The 22,973-nt window shown below is 69.8% G+C and carries 19 protein-coding genes and 1 pseudogene; 13 read left to right on the forward strand and 7 right to left on the reverse strand.

Going from position 1 to position 22,973, the window contains the following annotated elements; translation table 11 throughout:
• The 3 genes from ACFXPK_RS04175 to ACFXPK_RS04185 all read right to left on the reverse strand — a co-directional run.
• A partial coding sequence (locus tag ACFXPK_RS04175; RefSeq protein WP_385071414.1) for an S-adenosylmethionine synthetase N-terminal domain-containing protein occupies positions 1 to 524 on the reverse strand: 524 nt, incomplete at its 3' end.
• Positions 463 to 1,947 (reverse strand): MFS transporter, encoded by a 1,485-nt coding sequence (locus ACFXPK_RS04180; protein WP_385071416.1) that lies wholly within the window; start codon positions 1,945 to 1,947, stop codon positions 463 to 465. The genes ACFXPK_RS04175 and ACFXPK_RS04180, both read right to left, overlap by 62 nt.
• Before the next feature lie 75 nt (positions 1,948 to 2,022).
• A complete protein-coding gene (locus ACFXPK_RS04185; protein ID WP_385005010.1) occupies positions 2,023 to 2,847 on the reverse strand; it encodes a BTAD domain-containing putative transcriptional regulator in 825 nt (274 codons plus the stop codon).
• Positions 2,848 to 3,190: 343 nt separating this feature from the next.
• On the opposite strand from ACFXPK_RS04185, the gene ACFXPK_RS04190 reads away from it, so the two are divergent.
• The 11 genes from ACFXPK_RS04190 to ACFXPK_RS04240 all read left to right on the forward strand — a co-directional run bounded on the left by ACFXPK_RS04190 (position 3,191) and on the right by ACFXPK_RS04240 (position 14,534).
• A complete protein-coding gene (locus ACFXPK_RS04190) occupies positions 3,191 to 3,871 on the forward strand; it encodes an HAD family hydrolase (RefSeq protein ID WP_385071420.1) in 681 nt (226 codons plus the stop codon).
• Between the two features lie 48 nt (positions 3,872 to 3,919).
• Positions 3,920 to 5,143 carry a transaldolase family protein gene (locus ACFXPK_RS04195; protein ID WP_385005006.1) on the forward strand — a complete coding sequence of 408 codons (1,224 nt, stop codon included), beginning with the start codon at positions 3,920 to 3,922 and terminating at the stop codon, positions 5,141 to 5,143.
• A gap of 102 nt (positions 5,144 to 5,245) precedes the next feature.
• Positions 5,246 to 5,998 (forward strand): hypothetical protein, encoded by a 753-nt coding sequence (locus ACFXPK_RS04200; RefSeq protein WP_385005004.1) that lies wholly within the window; start codon positions 5,246 to 5,248, stop codon positions 5,996 to 5,998.
• The gene (locus tag ACFXPK_RS04205; RefSeq protein ID WP_385071423.1) at positions 5,995 to 6,726 is read left to right on the forward strand and encodes an SDR family NAD(P)-dependent oxidoreductase; all 732 of its coding nucleotides are present in this window, start codon (positions 5,995 to 5,997) and stop codon (positions 6,724 to 6,726) included. Before ACFXPK_RS04200 ends, ACFXPK_RS04205 begins: the two co-directional genes overlap by 4 nt.
• A gap of 86 nt (positions 6,727 to 6,812) precedes the next feature.
• Positions 6,813 to 7,961, forward strand: a complete 1,149-nt coding sequence (locus tag ACFXPK_RS04210) for a hypothetical protein (RefSeq protein WP_385071425.1) — start codon at positions 6,813 to 6,815, stop codon at positions 7,959 to 7,961.
• Between the two features lie 124 nt (positions 7,962 to 8,085).
• Positions 8,086 to 8,934 (forward strand): class I SAM-dependent methyltransferase, encoded by an 849-nt coding sequence (locus tag ACFXPK_RS04215; protein WP_385071428.1) that lies wholly within the window; start codon positions 8,086 to 8,088, stop codon positions 8,932 to 8,934.
• Positions 8,935 to 8,994: 60 nt separating this feature from the next.
• Positions 8,995 to 10,323 carry a nitrate/nitrite transporter gene (locus ACFXPK_RS04220; RefSeq protein ID WP_385071431.1) on the forward strand — a complete coding sequence of 443 codons (1,329 nt, stop codon included), beginning with the start codon at positions 8,995 to 8,997 and terminating at the stop codon, positions 10,321 to 10,323.
• A gap of 52 nt (positions 10,324 to 10,375) precedes the next feature.
• A complete protein-coding gene (gene cysC, locus ACFXPK_RS04225; protein WP_385071434.1) occupies positions 10,376 to 10,936 on the forward strand; it encodes an adenylyl-sulfate kinase in 561 nt (186 codons plus the stop codon).
• Positions 10,933 to 11,871, forward strand: coding sequence for a sulfate adenylyltransferase subunit CysD (gene cysD / locus ACFXPK_RS04230; protein ID WP_385070779.1), 939 nt, complete (start codon positions 10,933 to 10,935; stop codon positions 11,869 to 11,871). Before cysC ends, cysD begins: the two co-directional genes overlap by 4 nt.
• Positions 11,872 to 11,873: 2 nt before the next feature.
• Positions 11,874 to 13,130 (forward strand): sulfate adenylyltransferase subunit 1, encoded by a 1,257-nt coding sequence (locus ACFXPK_RS04235; protein ID WP_385071437.1) that lies wholly within the window; start codon positions 11,874 to 11,876, stop codon positions 13,128 to 13,130.
• A 3-nt stretch (positions 13,131 to 13,133) separates the two neighbouring features.
• Positions 13,134 to 14,534 carry an FAD/NAD(P)-binding protein gene (locus ACFXPK_RS04240; RefSeq protein ID WP_385071439.1) on the forward strand — a complete coding sequence of 467 codons (1,401 nt, stop codon included), beginning with the start codon at positions 13,134 to 13,136 and terminating at the stop codon, positions 14,532 to 14,534.
• Positions 14,535 to 14,605: 71 nt separating this feature from the next.
• Here ACFXPK_RS04240 and ACFXPK_RS04245 read toward each other — a convergent pair whose 3' ends face one another.
• From ACFXPK_RS04245 to ACFXPK_RS04255, 3 genes are all read right to left on the reverse strand, one after another.
• Positions 14,606 to 15,874 (reverse strand): MFS transporter, encoded by a 1,269-nt coding sequence (locus ACFXPK_RS04245; RefSeq protein ID WP_385071442.1) that lies wholly within the window; start codon positions 15,872 to 15,874, stop codon positions 14,606 to 14,608.
• Between the two features lie 380 nt (positions 15,875 to 16,254).
• Positions 16,255 to 18,636, reverse strand: coding sequence for an FtsX-like permease family protein (locus tag ACFXPK_RS04250; protein WP_385071445.1), 2,382 nt, complete (start codon positions 18,634 to 18,636; stop codon positions 16,255 to 16,257).
• A complete protein-coding gene (locus tag ACFXPK_RS04255; RefSeq protein ID WP_384992751.1) occupies positions 18,636 to 19,403 on the reverse strand; it encodes an ABC transporter ATP-binding protein in 768 nt (255 codons plus the stop codon). The genes ACFXPK_RS04250 and ACFXPK_RS04255 overlap by 1 nt, the downstream gene beginning before the upstream one ends.
• A gap of 110 nt (positions 19,404 to 19,513) precedes the next feature.
• On the opposite strand from ACFXPK_RS04255, the gene ACFXPK_RS04260 reads away from it, so the two are divergent.
• Together ACFXPK_RS04260 and ACFXPK_RS04265 are read left to right on the forward strand one after the other, a co-directional pair.
• The gene (locus tag ACFXPK_RS04260; RefSeq protein ID WP_385071448.1) at positions 19,514 to 20,734 is read left to right on the forward strand and encodes a sensor histidine kinase; all 1,221 of its coding nucleotides are present in this window, start codon (positions 19,514 to 19,516) and stop codon (positions 20,732 to 20,734) included.
• A complete protein-coding gene (locus tag ACFXPK_RS04265) occupies positions 20,719 to 21,366 on the forward strand; it encodes a response regulator (protein WP_384992755.1) in 648 nt (215 codons plus the stop codon). The genes ACFXPK_RS04260 and ACFXPK_RS04265 overlap by 16 nt, the downstream gene beginning before the upstream one ends.
• A gap of 65 nt (positions 21,367 to 21,431) precedes the next feature.
• Here the strand turns inward: ACFXPK_RS04265 and ACFXPK_RS04270 are convergent.
• Positions 21,432 to 22,877, reverse strand: a pseudogene (locus ACFXPK_RS04270) (amidase); the annotation flags it as partial.
• Positions 22,878 to 22,973: the final 96 nt, after the last annotated feature.

The following is a 22,973-nucleotide window of genomic DNA, read 5'->3' on the forward strand; positions in this document are numbered from 1 at the left end:
TAGGGGATGGTGCCGTTCTTGCGGACCTCGGAGAGACGGCGCGAGAGCCGGTGCGCGAGATGGATCGGGAGCGGCATCAGCTCAGGGGTCTCGTCACAGGCATACCCGAACATCAGGCCCTGGTCGCCGGCGCCCTGCTTGTCCAGCTCGTCGCCGTCCCCGCCCGCGGCGGCACCCTCGACCCGCTTCTCGTACGCCGTGTCGACGCCCTGGGCGATGTCGGGCGACTGCGCGCCGATGGACACCGACACGCCGCAGGAGGCGCCGTCGAAGCCCTTCTTCGAGGAGTCGTAGCCGATCTCAAGGATCTTGTTCCGCACGAGCTGGGCGATCGGCGCGTACGCCTTGGTGGTCACCTCGCCGGCGACATGCACCAGACCGGTGGTGATCAAGGTCTCCACGGCGACCCGGGAGGACGGGTCCTCCTGGAGGAGCGCGTCGAGAACGGTGTCGCTGATCTGGTCAGCGATCTTGTCGGGGTGACCTTCGGTCACTGACTCCGAGGTGAACAGACGCCGGGACATGGGTCTCCTGATCATCGAAGGTGCGGGATTCGGGGAGGGGGCGCGGATCGGGTACCGGGATCCGCCCAGAAGGCTGCGGACGGCTCGCCTCCGCCAGTTCCAGACCACCGGTCTCCGGCGCCCAGGCAGCCGACACCACGGCGCCCGCCGCGGAGACGGCGCAGCCGAGCAGCATCACCGCGCCGACGCCCCATGCCTGGAGCCCCAGCGGGACGAGGAAGGTACCGAAGGCCGCTCCGATCCGGCTCACCGCGGCGGCGAACCCGATTCCGGTGGCCCTGATCTCCGTGGGGAACACCTCACTCGGATATACGGCCTGGAGCACACTCGACCCCGCGTGGAACAGGGCGAAGACGCCGAAGCAGAGCGCGATGACCCCCTGGTTCGCCTGGGGCCACAGTCCGAGGACGAGGAGAGCCGCGGCAGTGACGCAGAACGGCCAGATGAGGAGGGCCCTGCGCCCCACCCGGTTGATGACCACCACGCCCGTCACGCAGCCCAGGAGCAGGAAGACGTTGAGCAGCAGCTCGCCGAGACCGTTGCCCGGAGCGCCGAGCTGACTCAGTACTTGGGGAGCGAAGGTGGAGATGGCGAAGAACGGGGTCACCTGGCAGAGCCAGAACAGGCTGGTGAACAGGGTGCGGCGGAGGTAGAAGGGGGAGAAGAGGGTGGCGTGGCGGGTCCGTACCGGTACGCCGTCGGACGTGGGCCGTTCGAGGCCGCGGCCGAGCCACCGCCGGCTGATCGCCTCCGCCTCCGCGAGCCGGCCCTTGCTCACCAGCCAACTCGGGGACTCCGGGGTGCCGAGCCGGACGAGCAGCACGAGGAGGGAGGGCAGCGCGCTGCTGGCGAGTATCCACCGCCACGCGGACGCGCTGTCGGTGAGGGAGGCCATCGCGATGCCGAACCCGGTCGCCAGGGTGTAGCCGACGTACCAGAAGACGATGAGGGAGGCCAGGAGGCGCCCTCGTCGCGCGGGCGTCGCGAACTCCGCGACCAGTGCGCCGGCGATGGCGTAGTCGGCGCCCACCGCCGCGCCCATGACCAGCCGCACGGCGAAGAGCTGGGCGGGGTCCTGGACCAGGAGTTGCAGCAGGGAGCCGACAAGGAAGACCAGCAGGTCGATGAGGTACATCTTCTGCCGGCCCACCTTGTCGGTGAGCCATCCGAAGACCAGGCCGCCGAAGAAGAGGCCGATCAGGGAGGCCGATCCGATCAGACCGACCCACAGGGGCGTGAGCTCAAGGTCGTCGCGCGCCAGTGGCAGCGCCGCTCCCACTACGCCGAGCACCCACCCGTCGCAGACCTCCCCGCCGCCCGCACAGACGGCGATACGGGTCTCGAACCGGCGGCTCCGCCTCTCCTCCCGCTCGCGGCGGCCGGAACCGCCCTCGGGAGCCGAGTACACCTCCACGGCTGACACTGACACCCTCCTCCGTCGACAGCGCCGTGACCGCCCAGGGGCCCCGGCGAGGATTGATCCCGGTGCGCGGTTCCGTTATCGGCTCGCCATCAGGTCCATCGAGAGGGCGGCCCTGTCCTGGGTGACCACATCGAGTTCGGCGCTCTCGGTCAATACGGCGGTCCGCAGCTTCCTGATGCGATGGCAGGGCTCGATACCGAGTTCTTCCGTGAGCGTTTCGTGGAGCCGGTGATAGGCCCTGAGGGATTCCGCGGTACGGCCCGACCGGTACAGAGCGATCATGTACTGGGCGTGAAGATTCTCCTGCACGGGGTGCCGGGAGACGAGCATGCTCAATTCCGACAGCAATCGATGGTGCATACCGAGTCGCAGTTCGGCTTCGATGCACTGCTCCAGCAGCGTCATCCGAAGATCCTCCATTCCCGTCACATAGGAATAGATGTACGGCCCCTGCTGAATGTCCAACAGGGTCCGGCCGCGCCACAGGCCCAGCGCGGAACGAAGTGCCGCGGAGACTTCCATGTCATCTTTTCGCGCTTGGGCGCGACGGAATTCCGTCAGGTGCGCTTCGAGTACGTCCCGGTCGAGGGAGCCTTCTTCGACCTGAAGCGAATAGCCCTGATGATGCGTCTCCAGGATCCGCTTGCTCTCGTCCGTCGTCCGACCGGACAGGTCGCCGGCCAGCGCCTGCCGGATCTGGAAGATCCGGGCGTGCACGCTCTGCACGGCGCTGCGCGGCGAGGATTCGCCCCACAGCTCCTGGACGCAGGCGTCGAGCGTCACCAGGGAGTTCGGATGGATCAGCAGCAGTGCGAGGAGCTGACGCGTCTTCGGTGCGGTCGGGAGCAGGGAACCATTTCCGTCCGTCAGGGACAGCGGGCCGAGAACTGCGAACTTCATTGAACTCCCTCTCGCACGGATGTCTGATCGAAGAGTCCGACGGCAAAGGTGATCGGGCGGGACGCCGGTGCGATGCTCCTTTCCGAGCGACCGTCACGGGCCCCGGAATTAAGCTAGCCGCACGGCGATGACCGGTCCAGGAAGGCCCGAAGACTCTGTCATGCGCGCCCGAATTGAACACTTATGCCCGCGAGTCCGGCGGCCCGGTATCGAGCGGTGAGCGAATCGTAAGAACGCTCTGATTCACTGGCGATGTTCCGCCGCCGGAAGGTTTCCGGATCCTGCACAGAAACCCGCACATGCCATATCGACACCGGCGTTCATGATCATGAAAGGTATCCTCATGACGAAGAGAGTGATCTTATTCGACTGCGATGGAGTTCTGGTCGAAAGCGAAACGCTGAGTGCACGGGTCATGCAGGAGATGACTGCCGAGCAGGGGCTTGACATCTCCTCGGATGAGGCATTGGAATTCATTCGTGGGCGGAAGGTCGCCGAATGGGTCGCGGAGCTGGAAGCCCTACTGGGCCGGGCGCTGCCACCGCGCTTCGTCACGGATTTCCGCGACAGGTGCACGGAACTCTTCGCCACCGAGCTGCGGCCGGTTCCCCATGTGCGGCAGGTCCTGGAGGGGCTTGAGCCGCCCTTCTGCACAGCGTCCAGCGCACCACGGGAGAAGATCCTCAACACCCTGGGACTGACAGGTCTGTTACCGCTTTTCCAGGACCGCATCTACAGCGCCTACGAGGTCGGCACATGGAAGCCGGACCCCGGCCTCTTCCTGCACGCGGCGGCCGATCTCGGAGCGCTCCCCGAGCACTGTGCGGTCGTCGAGGACAGCCCCGTCGGTGTCCGGGCGGGGATCACGGCCGGCATGTCGGTGTTCGCCTACGCGCCGCCACAGAACGGAACGGCGGCGCGGCTCGCCGCCGACGGGGCGGTGACCTTCAGCTCGATGAAGGAGCTCCCCGCTCTGCTGGACGGGTGGGCCGGCCGGCTCCCGGCTGCGGCCGCCGTCCTGTGACGTCCACCTTGCCCTCCTGAGAGACCGAGTCGGAAAGGCACGATCCGTATGCCGAGTGTTCTTCACGCGCTTCAGCAGGCCGGTGAGAGGGCGGAGATCTGGTGGGACTCCTCGCCCCTCGACTACCCCCGTTGGTGCCAACGCCAGTTGGCCACCGCACCCGACAAGGACACGAGGAACCGCTGGCAGGAACAGCTCGACCGATTCCTCTGTCCCACGACGCCCGACCAGTCCCTGGTCCGCGGCATCACGACCAACCCGTCCCTGGTCGCACAGAGCGTCCTGGCCTCCCCCGAGAGCTGGCGCCACGACATCCAGGAGCTCATCCGCTACCAGTCGAGCCCCGGTGTCGAGAGCACCTTCTCGCTCGTCTACGAGGAGGCCCTGCGCCGAGCGGCAAGCGCGATGCTGCCGATGTGGCACGCCACCGAAGGACAGTACGGCTGGGTGTCGGGCCAGCTCGACCCCCGCCATATGCTCGATGCCGACCTCATGCTGGAACAGGCCCTGCGCATCGCCCGGATATCCCCGAACCTCATGGTCAAGGTCCCCGGCACCAAACAGGGTTACCAGGTCATCCAGCAGTTGGTGGCGCGCGGGATCTCCGTCAACTCCACCCTCTCCTACACGGTCCCCCAGTTCGTCGCCTGCGCCGACGCCGTGGAGAAGGGACTGGCCGAGGCGCGCTCCCGGGGCATCGGCACCGACCGATGGCGTGCCGTCTTCACCCATATGATCGGCCGTTTCGGAGCCAACAACGATCTCCGGTTCGAGGCGGCGATCCGCGACATCGAGCTCACCTGGACCGATCTGCGCTGGGCCGAGCTCGCCATTCTCAAGCGCATCCACCGGCTCGTCCGGGAGAACGGTCACCCCGTCAAGCCGCTGCTGTCCAGCCTGGAGGTCGACGAGCCCGGGCACGGCGGCACGCTGAGCATGCATCTGGAGCAGAGCGCCGGGGGCGCGATCGCGTACACCTGCAAGCCGCAGTTCATCGCGGACGTCATGCGGCGCGAGAGCGAGCTGCCCGTCTTCGACTCCGCGGCCATCGACCGGGAGGTGCCGGCCGACGTTCTGGAGAAGTTGATGTGGCTCCCGTCGTTCCACCGCGCGTACGACCCGGCGGGCATGCGTCCCGAGGAGTTCGCACACTACGGGTCGTTCGTCTCCACGTACACCGAAGTCATGCTCAACACACGCAAGTTGATCGACTTCGTCGCGCACCAGTTCCAGACCGTGAGTGCCTCCGCGCAGCCCCTGCTGCTGGTCTGAGCCGCCCCGCCCCGCCCCGGACCGCCCCCGCGGGCCGGCCCCCGTGCCCCGTGCCCCGTGCCCCGTGCCCCGTGCCCCGTGCCCCGTCACCGAGGAGGTGCCATGCACAAGTCCATCGCCCTCTGGAGTCATCCCAGGTCGATGTCGACCGCGCTGGAGCGCTCGTTCATCGAGCGGCGCGACTTCAGGGTCTTCCACGAAGCCTTCGCCTACGTGTTCTTCATGCACGAGGAGCGGGCCGCCATCCCGCACAAGAACCCGGACCCGGGCCACCCGCTCACCTATCCGGACATCAAGCGGATGATGGAGACCGCGCGCCTCGAAGGCCCGGTGTTCCACAAGGACTTTCCCTACCACTGCCTCGACCATCTCCTGGACGACCCCGGCTACCTGCTGGGCCAGGTGAACACCTTCCTGATCCGTGACCCCGGGGAAGCGGTCCTCTCCCACGCGACGGTGCACCCCGAACTCACCCTGGAGGTGCTCGGATACGAGCAGCTCGCCAGGACCTTCGACTTCGTGCGGGAGCTGACGGGCAGCACACCGGTGGTCGTCAACGCCGCGGACCTCGCCGACCGCCCGGAGGCGACTCTCGCGGCCTACTGCGACGCGGTCGGGATTCCCTTCCTTCCCGAGGCCCTGCGGTGGAACGCGGGCGAGCAGCCGCAGTGGACCACATGGAGCGGCTGGCACACGGACGTAGCCGCCAGCAACAGCTTCAGCAGCCCCCGGCGCGCCTACCGCTTCACCTACGAGACCCGGCCCGACCTGCGCGAGTTCGAGCGTCACTGCCGTCCCTTCTACGAGCACCTGGACCAGTACCGGCTTCAGCCGGTCAAGGAGGCAACCACATGAGCGTCACCACCGTCATCGTCACCGGCGGGGCCAGCGGCGTCGGCCGGGCTCTGGTCGGCCTGCTGCTGGACGCGGGCAAGACCGTCATCACCTGCGACATCGACGAGCCGGGCCTGAAGTCGCTCGCCGACCAGCACCGGGGCCGGCCGCTGGAGACCCATGTCGCCGACGTCGCGTCGCACGAGGACTGCGACGCCTTCATGGACCTGGTCCTCGCCGCGCACCCCGAAGTGGACGGCTTGGTCAACAACGCCGGCCTCTACCTCGGGCAGCCGGTCTGGGAGTACGACGACCCCACCATCGAGCGGGTCATCGCCGTGAACATCAAGGGTCCGGTGTGGCTCTCCCGCCGCTTCGCGGACCACCTGTTGCCCGTCAAGCGGCGCGGAGCCATCGTCAACCTGGCCTCGGTCGCGGGCGAGGTGGGCAGCTCCGACGCGCTCTACGGAACGGTCAAGGCCGGCGTCATCGGCCTCACGAAGTCCAACGCCATGAACTTCGCGCCGTACATCCGGGTCAACGTCGTGTCGCCCGGCCTCATCGTCAACACGGCCATCGCCGACCGGATACCGGACTACCGCTACGCCGAGTACAAGCGCCAGGAACAGCTCGACGGCGACATCCTGCCCGAGTACGTGGCCGACGTCTGCGCCTATCTGCTCAGCGACCGGTCCCGGACCCTGACGGGCGCGCTGCTGCGCGCCGACAACGGCTGCTACCCGCGCTGACCCGGCCCCGGTGCGCGCGCTCCCCCGCGCGCACGCACGCACCCCTCCCCCACCCCTTTCCCTCCACACCTCACGGGAGGCACCTCTTGAATTCCTCGGACGAGGGTTCCGGCAAGCCCCTCATCATGCTGCTGGGCATGGGCGACCTGAGCTCCAAGGTGCTCACCATGCTTCTCTCCGACCCGGCGACCAACCGGGTCGTGCTGGCCGGGCGGGACACCGAGACCATCCGCAGGCGCGGAAACCTGGCCCTGTTCACCGCCACCAACCTCGGCCTGCACGGAACGGTCGACACCGTCCACATCGATCTCCGCGACGTCGACGCCACGGCCGACACACTCGCCCGGGTCCGCCCCGACATCATCTTCATGGGCGGTTCGCTCCAGTCCTGGCGGGTCATCACCGCCCTGCCCAAGGAGACCTTCGAGGAGCTGGACGAAGCCCAGTTCGGGCCGTGGCTGCCGATGCACCTGACACTCACCCACCTGCTGATGCAGGCGGTACGGGCCTCGGCCATCGACGCCGAGGTGGTGAACGCCGCATTCCCCGACGCGGTCGGCCCGGTCCTCGCCACGGTCGGTCTGGCACCCACCATCGGCGTGGGCAACGTCGCCAACATCGTTCCCGCACTCACCTGGAGCGCCGCACACCTGCTGGACGCCCACCCCTCGCAGGTCCAGGTCCGGCTCACCGCTCAGCACTACTTCAGTCACTACGTGCCGCGCTTCGGCCACGCCGGAAAGGGCTCCTACCACCTCGCGGCGACAGTGCGGGGCCGGCCCGGCACCGCGGAGCTGGACCACAGCGCGCTCTTCGGACAGCTCACCGACCGGCTGAAGCGGATCGGCGGCATCGACGGCCAGCTGCTGACCGCCTCCTCGGCCGTACGGGTGCTCAAGGGCATGGCGACCGACAGCGGAGTGATCGCGCACGCGCCCGCGCCGGACGGCCTGCCGGGCGGCTATCCGGTCCGCGTCCACCGCGGCGGCGGCACGCTCGACCTGCCCGCGGGTCTCGGGCGGGACGAGGCGATCCGGATCAACGAGGAATGCCAGCGCGCCGACGGCATCGACCGCATCGACGACGACGGCACGGTGCACTTCGCCGAGCCGGAGATGGCGATCATGAAGCGGCTGCTCGGCTACGAGTGCCAGAGCATGAAGCTCGGCGACGCCGGCGAATGGGCCGACGAACTCGCCCTCAAGTACGCGGCGTTCGCGGCGAAGTACCGCTGAGCCGGGCACGGTACGGCGCGCCGCCCCTTCCCGTCGCACACCCCGTCCGCCCCTCCGTCGCGCCCGATGCCGTGCTCGCCGGGCCGCGCGGACCGCAACCGTCCACGAGATCCGGAGGACCATCATGACCACGCACGCGACTCAGGCCGGCCGCGCGGCTCCCCTCCCCCAACACGCGCCGGTCACACCGGGGTCACTCGTCCCGCGGGGCACGACGAGCCCGGAGAGCGCCGCACAGGACGACTTCGAGGGCCAGTACATCCCCACCCTGGTGGACCTCTGGGACCAACTGATCGACTGGGAGCGGCGGCGCGCCAGCGAGCGGGACTTCTTCGTGGACCTCCTGAACGATGCCGGGGCCCGTCGGGTGCTGGACGTCGCCACGGGCACCGGCTACCACTCGGTCACCCTGGCACAGCGGGGTTTCGACGTCACCGCGGCCGACGGCAGCGCCCAGATGATCGAGCGCACCCGGCACAACGCCGAGCGGCACGGGCAGTCCTTCGAGGTCCTCCAGGCCGACTGGCGCGGTCTGCGCCGGCACATCGACGGGCGCTACGACGCGATTGTCTGCCTGGGCAGTTCGTTCCCGCACCTCTTCCAGGAGAGCGACCGCCGGACGGTGCTCTCGGAGTTCTACGAGGCCCTCAACCCGGGCGGCATTCTCATCGTCGACCACCGGAACTTCGACGCGATCCGCCGGCACCGGTACCAGAGCACCGGAAAGTACTACTACTGCGGAACCGGGGCGAGTGTGACCGTGGCACACGTCGACGAGAAGCTGTGCCGATTCCAGTACGACTTCCAGGACGGGGGCACCCACCATCTGGAGGTGTACCCCATCCTCTCGGCGGAGCTCTCGTCACTGCTGACCGATTCGGGATTCGACACCGTCCGCACCTTCGGCGACTTCCAGGAGACATTCGACATCTCCGCGGTGGATTTCGTCATCCACGTGGCCCGGAAGCCGTGAGCGGTGAACCGTGCGTCCTGAGTCGGCGGAAATGAAGCAGGCAGAAAGGCAACAGCGGCAGTGAACACCAGGCAGACCAGCGGAAATCGATCCCATGCGATCGCCGGATTCGTCACCACCGTACTGCTGACCAGCTTTGTGGCAGCGACCTACGGATTCGGCTTCTACCTCTTCGCGCAACTCGTCACCGACATGCGCAGGGACCTCGGCTTCGACTACACGGTGGTCGGGACCATCACCGCGGCGGGACAACTCGGCTTTCTGCTGTTCGCCCTGCTCGGCACCTGGCTCTCGACCCGCATAGGCGGCGGCCAGGTGATGATCGGCTCGGTCGCGCTGTGCGGACTGTGTCTGGTGCTGCTGCCAGTCACCGACAGCATCGTCCTGATCGCGGTCCTGCTGACGATCATGGGCGGTACGGCGGCCTCCGTATACGTGCCGCTGGTGGAGGTCGTGGGCCGCGTCATCGACTTCAGGCACCGGGGCAAGGTGCTGGGGCTGGTGTCCAGCGGCACCAGTTACGGAGTCGTCGTCAACAGCCTGCTGGTTCCGGGCTTTGTCCAGGACGACAACTGGCGGGGGCTGTGGTATTCGGTCGGTTTCGGCACGTTGATGGTCACCTCGGTGGCCGCCGTCACCTTCCACCGGCTCGGGCTCTTCCGCCGCGAGGAGGACGTGGCCGGCGATACGCCGGACGACACCGGCGCCCCCGGGGCCGGCGGTGCCGTCAAGGACGACAGCGCCCGCGCCGGCTGGCGCATGGTGCTGGTGCGCTGGGTGGTCATCGTCTGGACCATCAAGTTCCTCAACGGCTTCGCCTGCATGCCGTTCCAGAACTACCTCTCACCGTATCTGCGGGAGGGCCTTGGATTCGACATCGACTTCGCGGCCCGGGTCTGGGGAACCATCGGCATCATCGGAATGTTCGCCGGCTTCGCCGTCGGCTGGCTTTCCGACCGGATCGGCGTGCGCGCATCTCTGGTGATGTGCTACGTGCTCTTCTTCACCTCTTCCGTCCTGCTGGTTATCGCCCCGGTGGGATTTCTCCCGATGGTCTCCGGCGTCCTGTTCGCCCTCGCGTTCTACCCGATCTACGGGCTGGTTCCCGCCTATGTATCGAAATCGGCATCGGGTGCGGCGGCCACCGTCATCTTCGGTGTCACCAATGTGACCCAGGGAGTCGGCGGAATCGTCGGGAACTACACGGCGGGATTTCTCAAGAACCTCACCGGAGATTTCATGTGGTACTACGTCGTGGTCGCGGTGGTCGCGGTGATCCTCGGCTTCCTCACCCTCCAACTGCCCCGTGAGGGATCCGAGGAGAGCGCCATCGGGAAGAAGACCGCGCCCGTCGGGCCCCGCAAGGAAGAAGCCCCGTCCGTCCGTTGAGAACCACCCGTACGCGACCGCAGTCGACGCGACCACGATCGGAAGGGATCCGATGGAACAGCAAGCCATCTGCACCTGCTGGCCAGGGGCCACGGTGTGGCTGACCGGACTGCCCAGCGCGGGCAAGACCACCCTCGCGCACGAACTCGCCGGGCGGATGCGCGACGACGGACGTCGTGTGGAGGTGCTGGACGGAGACGAGATACGCACCTTCCTCTCCGCCGGGCTCGGTTTCAGCCGCGCGGACCGGCACGCCAACGTGCAGCGCGTCGGACTGGTGGCGGAGGTGCTGGCACGCAACGGCATCCTCGCCCTGGTCCCGGTGATCGCGCCGTACGCGGACAGCCGGGAGGCGGTCCGCGAACGGCACCGGAGCAGTGACACGCCGTATCTGGAGGTGCATGTGGCCACCCCGGTCGAGGTGTGCTCCGTACGCGATGTGAAGGGCCTGTACGCCAAGCAGGCGGCCGGCGAGCTGACCGGGCTGACCGGGGTCGACGACCCCTACGAGGCCCCCGGGGCACCGGACCTGCGGATCGAGTCGCACACCCAGTCCGTCGAGGAGTCCGCCGCCGCGCTCCACGCGCTGCTCACCGAGAGGGGTCTCGCGTGACCACCACCGTCGCAGCCGTCACCGAGGGCACGAACGCCCCGTACGCACTGAGCCATCTGGACTCCCTGGAGTCCGAGGCCGTCCACATCTTCCGCGAGGTCGCGGGCGAGTTCGAACGGCCGGTGATCCTCTTCTCCGGCGGCAAGGACTCCATCGTCATGCTCCACCTGGCACTGAAGGCCTTCGCCCCGGCGGCGGTACCGTTCTCCCTGCTGCACGTCGACACCGGACACAACTTCCCCGAAGTCCTGGAGTACCGCGACCGCACCGTGGAACAGCACGGACTGCGGCTGCACATCGCCTCCGTACAGGAGTACATCGACGCGGGAAAACTGCGCGAGCGGCCCGACGGCACCCGCAACCCGCTGCAGACCGTGCCCCTCACGGAGAAGATCCAGACCGAACGGTTCGACGCGGTCTTCGGCGGCGGACGCCGCGACGAGGAGAAAGCACGCGCCAAGGAACGGGTGTTCTCCCTGCGCGACGAGTTCTCCCAGTGGGACCCGCGCCGCCAGCGCCCCGAGCTGTGGCAGCTCTACAACGGCCGGCACGCCCCCGGCGAACACGTCCGGGTCTTCCCCCTCTCCAACTGGACCGAGCTGGACGTCTGGCAGTACATCGCCCGCGAGGGGATCGAGCTGCCGGAGATCTACTTCGCCCACGAGCGCGAGGTGTTCAGCCGCAGCGGGATGTGGCTGACCGCCGGTGACTGGGGCGGCCCCAAGGAGACCGAGACCGTCGAGACGCGCCTCGTGCGCTACCGCACCGTCGGCGACATGTCCTGCACCGGCGCCGTCGACTCCGACGCCACCACCCTCGACGCGGTGATCACCGAGATCGCCGCCTCCCGGCTCACCGAGCGCGGCGCCACCCGCGCCGACGACAAGATGTCCGAGGCCGCGATGGAAGACCGCAAACGCGAAGGGTACTTCTAGAGATGACCATCGACACATTGCGATTCGCGACCGCCGGGTCCGTGGACGACGGCAAGTCCACCCTGGTGGGCCGGCTGCTCCACGACTCCAAGTCGGTCCTCACCGACCAACTGGAGGCCGTCGAGCGGGCCTCCCTGAGCCGCGGCCAGGAGGCGCCCGACCTGGCGCTGCTCACCGACGGACTGCGCGCGGAGCGCGAACAGGGCATCACCATCGACGTCGCCTACCGCTACTTCGCCACGCCCCGGCGACGGTTCATCCTCGCCGACACCCCGGGCCATGTGCAGTACACCCGCAACATGGTCACCGGCGCCTCCACCGCCGAACTCGCCGTGGTCCTGGTGGACGCCCGCAACGGCGTGGTCGAACAGACCCGCCGCCACGCCGCCGTCGCCGCGCTGCTACGCGTCCCGCACGTCGTCCTCGCCGTCAACAAGATGGACCTGGTGGAGTACGCCGAGCCCGTCTTCGCCACGATAGCCGCGGCGTTCGCCACGTACGCACGCGAGTTGGGCATTCCCGAGACCACCGCCATCCCGATCTCCGCGCTCGCCGGGGACAACGTGGTCGAGCCGTCCGCGCACATGGACTGGTACGGCGGACCCACCGTCCTCGAACACCTGGAGACAGTGCCCGTCACGCATGAACTCGCCACGGCCCAGGCGCGTTTCCCGGTCCAGTACGTCATCCGTCCGCAGTCCGCCGCACACCCCGACTACCGGGGCTACGCGGGCCAGATCGCCGCGGGCACCTTCCGGGTCGGCGAGCAGGTCACCGTACTGCCGTCGGGCCGCACCAGCACCGTCGAGGCGATCGACGTGCTCGGCCGGTCCGTTGACGCGGCGTGGGCGCCGCAGTCGGTGACCCTGCGGCTCCGCGACGGGATCGACATCTCGCGCGGCGACCTGATCGTCCCCAGCGCGTCGGCACCCGCCACCTCGCGGGACGTCACCGCACTCGTCTGTCACGTCGCCGCCCAGCCGCTGAACGTGGGCCAGCGGGTGCTGCTCAAACACACCACCCGCACGGTCAAGGCGATCGTCAAGGACATCCCGTCCCGGCTCACCCTGGGCGATCTCTCCCAGCACCCGGCCCCCGGCGCGCTCGTCGCCAACGACATCGGCCGGATCGTCGTACGGACCGCGGAGCCGCTGGCCATCGACCGCTACGCCGACTCCCGGCGTACCGGGTCGTTCCTGCTCATCGACCCCGCGGACGGCACCACGCTCGCCGCCGGCATGGCCGACGGAGTCGGGTGAGCCATGGCTGAGGAAACAGCGCGCGTCGTGGTCGTCGGCGCGGGCGCGGCCGGAACACTGGTCTCGGCCCGGCTGCTGGACTCGGCCGTCCGGGCCGGCCGCCGGATCTCGGTCGACCTGATCGACCCCGCGCGCTGTACGGGGCGGGGGCTGGCGTACGCCACGGCCGACCCACGGCACCTGCTGAACGTCCCGGCGGGCCGGATGAGCGCTCTGCCCGCCGACGGGGACGACTTCGTACGGTGGCTCTCCCGGCGGGCGGGCCGGCCGTTCGATCCCGGCGCGTATGTCCCACGCGGGATCTACGGCAGCTACCTGGTGGACGTGCTGCGCCGGTCGGTCGACGCCGCGGAGGGAATCGCGACGCTCCACCGGCGCTGCACCCGCGTCGTCGCCGTCGGGGGGACTGCCGACGCCGACCGCGTACGGCTGCGTCTGCGCGAGGGCGGCACACTCGACGCGGACGCGGCGGTGTGCGCACTGGGGAACCTCGCACCGGGCCGTGGATGGGTGCCCGAGGGCCTGTGGCGCTCGCCCTGTTTCGTGGACGACCCCTGGCATCCGGGAGCCCTCGACGGCATCGCCGGTGACCGGGACGTACTGCTCGTGGGAACCGGGTTGACGATGTGCGACGTCGCCCGCACGCTGTGCGCACCGGGCCGCACGGTGCACGCCGTGTCCCGGCAGGGACTGGTGCCGCTCCCCCATGCCGTGGCCGCCCCCGTGGGCGCGCCGGCGGTCGCGCCCGGTCCCGTCCCGGCCCATGGTGACCTGGCGCAGATGCGCCGGGAGGTCCTGCGCCGGGCCGCGCAGTACCGGCGGCAGCACGGGGACTGGCGGCCGGCCATCGACGAATTACGCCCACACGTCACGGAGATGTGGCAACGGCTCTCCTCCGCCGACCGCGAGCGGTTCCTGGCCGGCACACTCCGCGAGTGGGAGGTGAGCCGGCACCGGCTGGCCCCGGCGACGGACCGGGCCCTGACGGAATCGCTGCGGTCCGAGCGGCTGACGGTGCGGGCGGCCGAGGTCATCGCGGCGCGGGCGGGCGAGAACGGGCGCAGTGTCACCGTCAACCTGTCCGACGGCCGCTCGATCACGGTCGGCACCGTGGTGAACTGTGTGGGCACCGAGGGCCGAACCCGCGAGCTGGCCGATCCGCTCGTCCGCAGCCTGTTGGATTCGGGGACCGCCGTGCCCGGACCCCAGGGGCTGGGCCTCGACACCACGGCCGAGGGGCGGCTCGTCCCGGCGGCCGGACGCCCCGCGGCCCCGGTGTGGACGCTGGGACAGTTGCGGCGCGGAAACCTGTGGGAGACGACGGCCGTCCCGGAGATCCGCGTCCAGGCCGTGGAGCTGGCCGACGTGATCCTGGACCGCGTCCACGCCTCCCTGTCCGTCTGACCCGCTCGGCCGGAGGAGGGAGATCGGAAGGGGATCGGAAGGGGTCGGAAGGGGTCGGACGGACCGGAGACTCACGTGCGGCCGCGCGCGCCGGAGCGACAGGGTTCGGCGGTGGTCTCCGCCGGCCGGGTTCCGCGGCCGCGCACCAGCACGTACAGGAGCGCAGCCACGAACTGGAGAGCGGCGATGGACAGCAGCAGGTAGGGGGCGCCCAGCGCGGCGGCCGCCCCGGTGAGAGCCGCGCCACAGGCCGCCGCGGACATCTTCAGCCCCGCTCCGACCGTGAAGACCTGCGGCAGTACGGGAGGAGGCGCGTGCTCCGCACGGATACGCAAAGTGGCTCCGAGCAGCGGCCCGTCGCACAGACCGGCGAGGGCGAACAGAGCGACGCGCGTGGAGAAGGAGGGTACGAGCGCGGCGGCGGCCAGTGTCGCGCCCGTACCCAGCAGGGCGCAGAGGGCGAGTCGTTGCACGGTCGCGAACGGCTGCCACCGGGCGAGTACCAGTGAGCCGGTCAGCCCGCCCAGGGCAAAGGCGGTCATCAGATAGCCGCCGGCGATGTGTCCCGGCCCGCCCTCCGTCGCCGCGATCCCGCCTCCCACCGCCGTGGCCGGGCCCTCGGCCAGGAGCACCGCCGTCATGGCGAGCCCTCCGATGCCGCCGAAGGCGACGACGGTCGCAACGGTGATGGCCCGCAGCTCGACGATCCGCCATACCGCCAGCAGCCCGGCCCCCAGATCCGCCACCAACGAGGGCCTGTCGGCGGGCCGGACGGCCGACGGGTACGGCAGGACGGCCACCAGGAGGGCGGCCGCGGCCGCCCCGCCGCCCAGGAGAGCCGTGGCCGCGACGGGTGTCCCCGCCCCCGCGACCAGCGTCACCGCCGCGGCTCCGGTGACCGCCGCCGCGTTGAAGGTCGCCGCGTCCAGGGCGTACCCCCGCTGCCGGGACGCTCCTTCGGCCAACAGGCCGGACAGCAGTGCGGACAGCCCTCCGGTGACGATCGGTCCGCAGCTGCCGCCTGCCAGCGCCACCACGACCGTCACAGCGAACGGCGCCCGGCCGACGGCCGGCGCGAGCACGAGGATCGACGCCGCGAACACGGCGAGCGCCCCCGAGTAGAAGAGGCGCGGGCGCCGCACTCTTGCGGCCAGGCTTCCGGTCAGCGGGCCGGTCAGTACGTGCGGTGCCATCCACGCGGTGAGGAGGTAGGCCCCCTCGGCCGCGCTACCGGTGCGGTACAGCGCGAGCAGAGCCAAGGCGATCGGCATCCCCTCGTCCGCGAAGCGGGCCAGATACGCGGTGGTCAGGTAGACCGGAACGCCGAAGCGTTGCCGCATGCCCCGCCCGCGCGCCTTGTTCCCCCGGTCTCGGCGTTCCGACAATTCCTCAGCTCCCGTTCGGGTCCTCATTCCTGCACCGAGCGCCTCCGGGTCCCGTTGCGCCCACTATCAGTGATGCCCAACCGGATGACGAGCACGTACGGCGAGGTGAATCCGAACATGGCCGCCGGCCTCGACCTCACCGCGGCACGGTGCCCGGCCCCCGTGCCGCGGGCGAGGAGAAACCGGCCGGGGAGCGTACGGACGCGTGAGCCACGTCAGCCCTTCCGCCGTGTGAGCGCCGGCCTGAACCCGACCGGCGCGGGGTCGGTGTGCTTCCCGCGGGAGACGACAGGCCGGGTCGCGGGCCCCCGGCCTGTGTGCCGCGCGCTGCCGTCCTAGGCTGCCTCCCGCCGCATGGTCCGCCAGGTGATGACCACGCTCGCCGCAACTGCCGCCACGAGCGAGCCGAGGATCACCGCGGCGATGGTGGACAGGTTCAGGTGCGGGCCGATGTCCGTGGAGGTCGCCTGGGACAGTCCGGACGCCATGCCGGCCAGCGGGCCCAAGGTCACCAGGATGCCGAGTGCCGCGCCGACGGCCACGACGAGGGTGGTCTCGGCGGCGGAGAACAGCAGTAGCTGCCGTACCGTGCCGCCGGCCGACTTCATCACGGCGAAGTCGCGGCGCCGGCCGTGCGCGGTCATGGCCATGCTGTTGGCCACGGCGATCCCGCTGTAGCCGACGGCGATGACGATCAGCATGACCGCGAGGCTGTCGGTCAGTTTCGCGTCGGTGGCGTAGTCGTCGAGCGCGTACTGCACGGCGTCGTGCACGCCCGTGCCGGGAACGACCGAGGCGGGCTTCGACTCCAACGGGACGAAGATGTCGTCGGTGAGCGCGGCCGGGTCGTGCGCGCGCACCAGCTGACGGGACATCACGAAGTCACCTCGGGCGGGGTCGTCCGGCAGGATCCGGGCGATGCGCAGCTTCACCGTGGCGCCGTCGGCGAACCTCACGGCGTGCTCGTCACCGGCCTTCACACCGAGGAAGTCCGCCATCCTCCCGCCGAGCACCGCCTGCCCCGGCTTGTTCCAGCGCTCATCGCGCGAGCCGAGCGCGTCGATGACGGTGAGCGTGCCGTCCTTGTCGCGGACGAAGGCCCGGGTCGGCAGCGCGGCCCTGCCCACCGGGTTGGCGGTGACCACCTCGTCGGTGTTGCCCAGGGTCTTGTCCGGCGTCACGATCACCTGTCCCGCGAGCTTGAGCGCGTCGCCCGCCGGGTACGCCACACGCATCGTCTCCACCATGCCGCTGAGCAGGACGGCGAAACCGACGGCCGCGATCACCGGGGCCGCGAGTGACGCCGCCCGGCGCGAGTCGGCGCGCAGCTCCGCCCGCACGAGAAGCGGGACGGCCGAGCCGAGACGCTCGAAGGGCGAGGTGAGCGCCCGTCCGACGGGGCCGACGCACACCGGGGCGAGCAGCGCCGCCGCCACGATGAGGACCATCGTCGCGAAGATCGCCATGTTGATCCGGGTGTCGGCACCGACCGTGGCGGTCGCGATCGCGAGCACCACCCCGAGGCCGAGCGCGGTCAGGCCGCCGATCCAACGGACGCGGCTCATCGTCCGGCTGTTCGCCGTGCTGTCCAGCAGCGCCTCGATCGGCGTCACCCGCGCGGCCGTCCGGCCGGCCGACCACGCTCCCAGGACGCTGACGCCGACACCGATCGCGGCCGCCGTGAACAGCGGCCACATCGACACCCGCACCGTGAGCTCCGGGGGCGTCACGTCGAGCCCTTGCAGGATGTCGCGCAGCAGCGGCGCGGCCCCGACGCCCACCAGGCAGCCTGCCAGCGAGCCCAGCAGGCCGACGAGGCCCGCCTCGCCCAGGATCATCCGGCGCACCTGGCGCGGAGATGCACCGATCGTCCGCAGCAGGCCGATCTCCCGCCGCCGCAGCCCCGTTGCCAGGACCAGCATGGACGCGACCACGAAGACGGTGGTGAACAGGCCGAGCGTCGCCATGGCTCCGATGAGCTGCGTGCCGAGGAACCGTTTGTGTTCCACGTACTCCGGCTGGAGCGCGGACCGGCCGTCGCCGGAGAGCACGGTGCCCTTGTCGCCGACGACTCTCTCGGCCTCTGCCTTGATGTCGCCGACGGACGCGCCTCTGTCGGCGAGGATCGCGATGGCACCGACGCCCGGCTGCTGCCGCGTGGCGAAGTCGTCGGTGAAGTAGTAGCCCGCTCCGTCCACGGTGCCGACCACACGGAACTCGGTACGCCCGGCGGTGATGTTCACCGTGAGTGTCGTGCCCGCCGCCACTCCGAGCGCCCGGTCCACCACGACCTCGTCGGCCGCGGCGGGTGCCCGTCCCGTGACGAGGTTGTACGGCGCGAGCCGTGCGCTCGACCAGCCGTGTCCTGCCTCCAGGGCTCCTTCGTCCCTAACCGGCTCGCTGCCGAGGAACGCCTGCGCGTAGAACGAGCGATCCACCACCACGGAGCCCACGCCCGGCACCGCGCCCAACTCGTGGATCAGCGGCTGGGCCTCGTCGCGGCTCCACGGCATCCGGTCTTCCGGGGTCCTGTCCTGGTCGACCACCTGGTCGGGGACGGCGATCGCGGAGGCGGCCGACAGCCTGGACTGGACCTGGGGGCGGGAGGAGTCGTAGATGATCAAAGTGGTGGTGATGAGTGCCACGCCGACCAGTACCGCGACGAAGGCCGCGAGAAAACTGGTCCAGCGTTCACGGACGTTCGCGAAGACCAGCATCACGCCTCCAGGCTCGCCATGTGCGCGGCGATCGAGGCCGCGTTGCGGCCGTCGGAGTCGCGGCTGAGGCTGATCCGGTCCGCGATGCGGCCGTCCTTGAGGAACACGACCACATCGGCGACCGCGGCGGCCACCGGGTCGTGGGTGACCATGAGGGTGGTCTGCCCCTCCTTGTCGACCAGCAGGCGCATCATGTGCAGCACCTCACGCGAGGTGGCGGTGTCCAGGGCGCCAGTGGGCTCGTCCGCGCACAGCACGTCCGGCCGGGTCACCAGGGCGCGGGCGAGCGCGACGCGCTGCTGCTGACCACCGGACAGCTCGCCGGGCCGATGGCCGGCCCGCTCCGCCAGCCCGACCTCGGCGAGCGCGGCGTCGACCTGCTCCCGGCTGACTCGGCGCCCGGCGAAACGGGACGGAAGCTCCACGTTCTGCGCCGCGGTCAGCGATGCGACCAGGTTGAAGGCCTGGAACACGAAGCCGATGTGGTCGCGCCGCAGTGTGGTGCGCTTCTTCTCGCTCTCCTGGCCGATGTCGATGCCGGCCAGCATCACCCGCCCCTCGGTGGGCCGGTCCAGGCCGGCCGCACACTGCAGCAGTGTGGATTTCCCGGAGCCGGACGGCCCCATGACGGCGGTGAACGTCCCGCGCGGAAAGCCGATGGAAACGCCGTCCAGCGCGGCGACCGAGCGGTCGCCGGCCCCGTAGATCTTCCGGACGGTCTGCAGCTGAACCGCATCCGATGCGGGTGCCTGTCTCGTTGTGGTCATGGGGTCGATTCCAGAGGAGCGACCCGGTGCACCACATTGATCCGCGCTCTACTTCACAAGTAGAGCCAGCTCTACCGCGGTGGAAGAGTCGCCTGACATACCGTTGCCCCATGCGTCCCAGAACGGCTTGGCAGGCGATGGCTCAGCGTCCACTGAGCTTCTTGACGTCCACCTGGCCGTGGCGGTCACTGGCATACCTGGCCACCGGTGTCGTGGTCGGCGCGGCCGCCGTGGCGGTGTTCGTGACCGGGCTCGTGGCCGGGCTGATCCTGCTGGTGGTGCTGGTCGGCGTGGCCCCCCTCGTCGGCGTCGTCCTGTCCTCGGTCACCGTGGCGACAGTCGAGCGGCGCCGACTGCGTATCGTCGACCTCGACGGGATGCCGGACCCTCACCGGCGGCCGGAGGAGTCCGGATTCCGGGCCTGGGTGTCGACCCGCCTGACCGAACAGGTCACCTGGCGGGAACTGCTTTTCACACTCATCTCCGCGGCGGCGTTGTGGTGGCTGGACCTGCTGGTGCTCGCCTTCTCCTTCGGTCTGCCCGCGCTGACCTTCCAGGCGGTCGACAGCGCCACCTGGCCATGGGCGGTCTTCGGCGCCGTCGTCCTGCTGGCCTCGCCGTACACCGTGACGTCGTGGGCCGGTGCGCGCGCCGCGCTCGCCCGGACCTTCCTCGCCCCACGGGACGAGGAGCTCGGGGAGTCGCTGCACGAGGTGCACGCGTCGCGGGTGCGGCTCATCGACTCCTTCGACGCGGAGCGTGTACGCATCGAGCGCGACCTGCACGACGGCGCGCAGCAACGGCTGGTCTCGCTCGGGATGACGCTCGGTCTGATGCGTCTGGACATCCCCGAAGGGTCCCCGCTCGCCGCCCAGCTCACCAAGGCCGAAACCCAACTCTCCGCAACGCACCGGGAGTTGCGCAGTCTGATCCGAGGGCTCAATCCCCCGGTGCTGGCGGACCACGGTCTGGTCGCCGCGGTCGAGGACCATGCGGGCCGCTTCCCCTTCCCGGTCACCGTCGATCTCCAGCTGCCGGGAAGACTTCCCCGGCAGCTGGAGACGAACGTGTACTACCTGATCAACGAGGCCATGACGAATATCGCGCGACACAGCGGCGCCCGGAGCGCGGAAGTGCACGGCCGCTACCACTCCGACCTGTTGGTCCTCAAGATCACGGACGACGGACACGGCGGCGCCGATCCGGCCGCCGGAACCGGTCTGACCGGCCTTGCCGACCGGCTCATCGCCTTGGACGGCCGCATGCGCGTGTCGAGCCCAACCGGTGGTCCGACTCTTCTCCACGTGGAGATCCCATGCCACTTCGCGTGATCCTCGCAGAAGACGCGGTCCTGTTGCGCGAAGGGCTGGTCGGCCTGTTGCAGCGGTTCGGCCACGAGACGCTGGCCGTGGTCGGCGACGCGGACGCACTCGTCGAGGCCGTTCACCGGGACCGGCCGGACCTGGTGATCACGGATGTACGGATGCCGCCCTCGAACGGGGACGACGGGCTGCGTGCGGCCGTCGCCCTGCGGGAGACTTACGCCGGGCTGCCGGTGCTCGTGCTCAGTCAGTACGTCGAGCGGTCGTACGCCCTGCAACTGCTCGATTCGTGCCAGGGCGCCGCGGTGGGCTATCTGCTGAAGGAACGGGTCGGTGCGGTCGCCGACTTCATGGCGGCGCTCGACCGCGTCGCCGCCGGCGGGACCGTGGTGGACCCTGAGGTGATCCACCAGCTCGTCAAGCTCCACCCCGATCCTCTGGGGCGGCTCAGCGCCCGCGAGAAGGAGGTACTGGGCCTGATGGCGGAAGGCCGGTCCAACGCGAACCTGGCGGCGCACCTGTTCATCAGCGAAGCCGCCATCAACAAACACATCGGCAGCATCTTCAACAAACTCGATCTGCCGGTGTACACGGACGGGCATCGCCGGGTCCTGGCGGTGCTGGCGTTCCTCAGAGCCTGATGCCGTACGTGCTCCTCCGCGTGCGTGGCACGTGGACTCCCGGCTTCAGGAGCACTCCTCAGTGGCCCGGGGGGGGTCCCTGCCCACACCGTGGGGGTCCGGCCTGACCAGGGGCTTGCCTGTTCGAGTTGGCCGGCGAGGCGGAAGAGGCGGCCTTCGAGCCCGTATCCGGCGGCGAACTGCATACCGATCGGGAGCCCCGTCTCCGCGTCGGCCGCCACAGGTACGGACATGGCGGGCGTGCCCGCCACATTGAACGCCGCGCTGAACGGCGAGAGGTCGAAGAGGCGGCGGAGCCAGCCGAGGCCGTCCAGGGCCTCCACGCCCTCGGCATGAGTGCCCAGGGGAGGGGGAAGCTCCGGCACGGTCGGGGTGAGCAGTATGTCGTGAGTGTCGAAGTAGCGCGCCAGGCTTCGGGTGATCCGGTTACGGATTTCGAGAGCGGTGACGAACTGGGCGCCACTGACCTGCCGCCCGTAGTGGTAGCTGGCAAGGGTGGACGGCTCCAGGGTCGAGGAGTCGATGGGCCGGCCGAAGGCGGCAGCCAGCTCGTCGACCGAGGCCGTGAGATTCGCCGTCCACTGACGGGCACTGGCCAGGACGAACTCCTCCCAGTCGACCCCGAGGCCGACCTCGGCCTCCTCCACCTGGTGGCCGAGGGATTCGAGCAGGCGCACAGTGTGGGAGAGCGCGTCGGCCACCGGCACGCTCGTGCGGTGCCCGCCCCACGCGTGTGTCAGGACGCCGATCCGCAATGCGCCCGGATGGCGCGTGACTTCCTCCAGGTACGGCCGGGACGGCTCCTGGGCGAAGTACGGGTCACCCGGTTCCGGGCCGCGGATCTGGTCGAGCAGCGTGGCGCTGTCGCGTACCGTGCGGCTGATGCTGCCGTGCACCACCAAGCCGTTGAAGAGCTCGTCGAAGTAGGGGCCCACGGAGACCCGGCCGCGTGTGGGCTTCAATCCGAACAGGCCGTTACAGGCGGCGGGGATGCGGATCGAGCCGGCGGCGTCGGTGGCGTGCGCGATGGGGACCACGCCGGCAGCGACGGCAGCGCCCGCGCCCCCGCTGGATCCGCCCGCGCTGCGCGCCGGGTCCCACGGGTTGCCGGTCGCGCCGTACAGCACTGGTTCCGTGGTGGTGCTGTAGGCCATCTCCGGTGTCGCGGTACGCCCGAACGTCACGAGCCCGGCGCGACGGAAACGCCGCATCAGGGAGGAGTCGGCGCCGGAGACATTGCCGGCCGCGAGACGGCTGCCCAGCTCCATCCGCTTCCCGGCCATGGCGACTGCGATGTCCTTGATCAGGAAAGGAACCCCGGCCAGCGGTGCGCTGCCGGGGCTGGGCCCGTCGTCGGCCGGCCAGGTCTCCACGATGGCGTTGATCTGCGGATTGACCGCCTGCGCGGCCTCGCGTGCGGCTGCTTCCACTTCGGCGGGGGTCACCTCGCCTTCGGTCACCAGCTCCGCGAGCCCGACCGCGTCGAAGCTCACGTACTCGGTCATTCTCACTGTCACTCCCATCAGGAACGATACCTTTGAGTCCCGGGGGCTGACCCACCCGGAAGAGGGGGGGAGGGTGGTGTCGGGGGACGGGGGGGCAGGGAG

This window comes from Streptomyces sp. NPDC059142, assembly GCF_042755665.1.
Taxonomy (GTDB): Bacteria; Actinomycetota; Actinomycetes; order Streptomycetales; family Streptomycetaceae; genus Streptomyces.

Coding starts and splice junctions, on each gene's coding strand:
- ACFXPK_RS04205 (WP_385071423.1), top strand. CDS start 5,995: ATGAGCGTCACCACCGTCATCGTCACCGGCGGGGCCAGCGGCGTCGGC.
- ACFXPK_RS04235 (WP_385071437.1), top strand. CDS start 11,874: ATGACCATCGACACATTGCGATTCGCGACCGCCGGGTCCGTGGACGAC.
- ACFXPK_RS04250 (WP_385071445.1), bottom strand. CDS start 18,636: ATGCTGGTCTTCGCGAACGTCCGTGAACGCTGGACCAGTTTTCTCGCG.
- ACFXPK_RS04265 (WP_384992755.1), top strand. CDS start 20,719: ATGCCACTTCGCGTGATCCTCGCAGAAGACGCGGTCCTGTTGCGCGAA.
- ACFXPK_RS04215 (WP_385071428.1), top strand. CDS start 8,086: ATGACCACGCACGCGACTCAGGCCGGCCGCGCGGCTCCCCTCCCCCAA.
- ACFXPK_RS04245 (WP_385071442.1), bottom strand. CDS start 15,874: ATGCGGCAACGCTTCGGCGTTCCGGTCTACCTGACCACCGCGTATCTG.
- ACFXPK_RS04190 (WP_385071420.1), top strand. CDS start 3,191: ATGACGAAGAGAGTGATCTTATTCGACTGCGATGGAGTTCTGGTCGAA.
- ACFXPK_RS04255 (WP_384992751.1), bottom strand. CDS start 19,403: ATGACCACAACGAGACAGGCACCCGCATCGGATGCGGTTCAGCTGCAG.
- ACFXPK_RS04260 (WP_385071448.1), top strand. CDS start 19,514: ATGCGTCCCAGAACGGCTTGGCAGGCGATGGCTCAGCGTCCACTGAGC.
- cysC (WP_385071434.1), top strand. CDS start 10,376: ATGGAACAGCAAGCCATCTGCACCTGCTGGCCAGGGGCCACGGTGTGG.
- ACFXPK_RS04185 (WP_385005010.1), bottom strand. CDS start 2,847: ATGAAGTTCGCAGTTCTCGGCCCGCTGTCCCTGACGGACGGAAATGGT.
- ACFXPK_RS04195 (WP_385005006.1), top strand. CDS start 3,920: ATGCCGAGTGTTCTTCACGCGCTTCAGCAGGCCGGTGAGAGGGCGGAG.
- ACFXPK_RS04200 (WP_385005004.1), top strand. CDS start 5,246: ATGCACAAGTCCATCGCCCTCTGGAGTCATCCCAGGTCGATGTCGACC.
- ACFXPK_RS04240 (WP_385071439.1), top strand. CDS start 13,134: ATGGCTGAGGAAACAGCGCGCGTCGTGGTCGTCGGCGCGGGCGCGGCC.